Annotated in this window: 9 tRNA genes and 1 rRNA gene (2 of these 10 only partly in view); all 10 read right to left on the bottom strand. The window is 52.4% G+C overall.

The window, feature by feature from the left end:
* Window positions 1-1,517, bottom strand: a 16S ribosomal RNA gene (locus NST22_RS00545) (it extends 33 nt beyond the left edge of the window).
* A gap of 171 nt (window positions 1,518-1,688) precedes the next feature.
* Window positions 1,689-1,764 (bottom strand) — tRNA-Ala (locus NST22_RS00540).
* A 9-nt stretch (window positions 1,765-1,773) separates the two neighbouring features.
* A tRNA-Pro gene (locus tag NST22_RS00535) sits at window positions 1,774-1,850 on the bottom strand.
* Window positions 1,851-1,877: 27 nt separating this feature from the next.
* A tRNA-Arg gene (locus tag NST22_RS00530) sits at window positions 1,878-1,954 on the bottom strand.
* Between the two features lie 9 nt (window positions 1,955-1,963).
* A tRNA-Leu gene (locus NST22_RS00525) sits at window positions 1,964-2,049 on the bottom strand.
* Between the two features lie 14 nt (window positions 2,050-2,063).
* Window positions 2,064-2,138, bottom strand: a tRNA-Gly gene (locus NST22_RS00520).
* A 40-nt stretch (window positions 2,139-2,178) separates the two neighbouring features.
* Window positions 2,179-2,261 (bottom strand) — tRNA-Leu (locus tag NST22_RS00515).
* A 6-nt stretch (window positions 2,262-2,267) separates the two neighbouring features.
* Window positions 2,268-2,343, bottom strand: a tRNA-Lys gene (locus NST22_RS00510).
* A gap of 36 nt (window positions 2,344-2,379) precedes the next feature.
* Window positions 2,380-2,455 (bottom strand) — tRNA-Thr (locus tag NST22_RS00505).
* A 4-nt stretch (window positions 2,456-2,459) separates the two neighbouring features.
* Window positions 2,460-2,500: transfer RNA gene (locus NST22_RS00500), tRNA-Val, on the bottom strand (it continues 35 nt past the right edge of the window).

Raw genomic sequence — 2,500 nt, 5'->3', positions numbered from 1 at the left:
GCTACCTTGTTACGACTTCACCCCAATCATCTGTCCCACCTTCGGCGGCTGGCTCCTAAAAGGTTACCTCACCGACTTCGGGTGTTACAAACTCTCGTGGTGTGACGGGCGGTGTGTACAAGGCCCGGGAACGTATTCACCGCGGCATGCTGATCCGCGATTACTAGCGATTCCAGCTTCACGCAGTCGAGTTGCAGACTGCGATCCGAACTGAGAACAGATTTGTGGGATTGGCTTAACCTCGCGGTTTCGCTGCCCTTTGTTCTGTCCATTGTAGCACGTGTGTAGCCCAGGTCATAAGGGGCATGATGATTTGACGTCATCCCCACCTTCCTCCGGTTTGTCACCGGCAGTCACCTTAGAGTGCCCAACTGAATGCTGGCAACTAAGATCAAGGGTTGCGCTCGTTGCGGGACTTAACCCAACATCTCACGACACGAGCTGACGACAACCATGCACCACCTGTCACTCTGCCCCCGAAGGGGACGTCCTATCTCTAGGATTGTCAGAGGATGTCAAGACCTGGTAAGGTTCTTCGCGTTGCTTCGAATTAAACCACATGCTCCACCGCTTGTGCGGGCCCCCGTCAATTCCTTTGAGTTTCAGTCTTGCGACCGTACTCCCCAGGCGGAGTGCTTAATGCGTTAGCTGCAGCACTAAGGGGCGGAAACCCCCTAACACTTAGCACTCATCGTTTACGGCGTGGACTACCAGGGTATCTAATCCTGTTCGCTCCCCACGCTTTCGCTCCTCAGCGTCAGTTACAGACCAGAGAGTCGCCTTCGCCACTGGTGTTCCTCCACATCTCTACGCATTTCACCGCTACACGTGGAATTCCACTCTCCTCTTCTGCACTCAAGTTCCCCAGTTTCCAATGACCCTCCCCGGTTGAGCCGGGGGCTTTCACATCAGACTTAAGAAACCGCCTGCGAGCCCTTTACGCCCAATAATTCCGGACAACGCTTGCCACCTACGTATTACCGCGGCTGCTGGCACGTAGTTAGCCGTGGCTTTCTGGTTAGGTACCGTCAAGGTACCGCCCTATTCGAACGGTACTTGTTCTTCCCTAACAACAGAGCTTTACGATCCGAAAACCTTCATCACTCACGCGGCGTTGCTCCGTCAGACTTTCGTCCATTGCGGAAGATTCCCTACTGCTGCCTCCCGTAGGAGTCTGGGCCGTGTCTCAGTCCCAGTGTGGCCGATCACCCTCTCAGGTCGGCTACGCATCGTTGCCTTGGTGAGCCGTTACCTCACCAACTAGCTAATGCGCCGCGGGTCCATCTGTAAGTGGTAGCCGAAGCCACCTTTTATGTTTGAACCATGCGGTTCAAACAACCATCCGGTATTAGCCCCGGTTTCCCGGAGTTATCCCAGTCTTACAGGCAGGTTACCCACGTGTTACTCACCCGTCCGCCGCTAACATCAGGGAGCAAGCTCCCATCTGTCCGCTCGACTTGCATGTATTAGGCACGCCGCCAGCGTTCGTCCTGAGCCAGGATCAAACTCTCCGATAAAGTAGTTTGACTGACTACGCACATCGCTGTGCGATTTTTAAAAACTGAATTAACAGGTACGTTTTGTCTTGTTTAGTTTTCAAAGATCATTTTGTTTGTCCGCTTTGTTAAAGCAACTTTATTAGTATACAACGTCACTTCTTCAAAGTCAACAACTTTTTTAAAAACTTTTGGTGGAGCCTAGCGGGATCGAACCGCTGACCTCCTGCGTGCAAAGCAGGCGCTCTCCCAGCTGAGCTAAGGCCCCATAAAAAAATGGTCGGGAAGACAGGATTCGAACCTGCGACCCCATGGTCCCAAACCATGTGCTCTACCAAGCTGAGCTACTTCCCGATTTCCTATCTATTCTATTAAAAGATATGGCGCGCCCGAGAGGAGTCGAACCCCTAACCTTTTGATCCGTAGTCAAACGCTCTATCCAATTGAGCTACGGGCGCAAAACATAATGCCGAGGGCCGGACTTGAACCGGCACGGTAGTCACCTACCGCAGGATTTTAAGTCCTGTGTGTCTGCCAATTCCACCACCCCGGCGTGGATGGTATAGTTGGAGCGGAAGACGGGATTCGAACCCGCGACCCCCACCTTGGCAAGGTGGTGTTCTACCACTGAACTACTTCCGCAGACAGGATGTCCAGTTTTTCTAACTGTTATCCTATATAATGCGGGTGAAGGGACTTGAACCCCCACGTCATAAAGACACTAGATCCTAAGTCTAGCGCGTCTGCCAATTCCGCCACACCCGCGTAAAATGGTGAGCCATGAAGGACTCGAACCTTCGACCCTCTGATTAAAAGTCAGATGCTCTACCAACTGAGCTAATGGCTCTTCTACAAGAGACTTGAGTATTATATCATATAAAAGTGGTGCCGGCAAGAGGACTTGAACCCCCAACCTACTGATTACAAGTCAGTTGCTCTACCAATTGAGCTACACCGGCATAATGGTGGAGGATGACGGGCTCGAACCGCCGACCCTCTGCTTG

It is taken from the genome of Bacillus sp. PS237, from assembly GCF_037963345.1.
GTDB lineage: Bacteria > Bacillota > Bacilli > Bacillales > Bacillaceae > Bacillus > Bacillus subtilis.
Note: the sequence above shows the minus strand (reverse complement) of the source record. Positions and strands in the feature narration are given on the sequence as shown.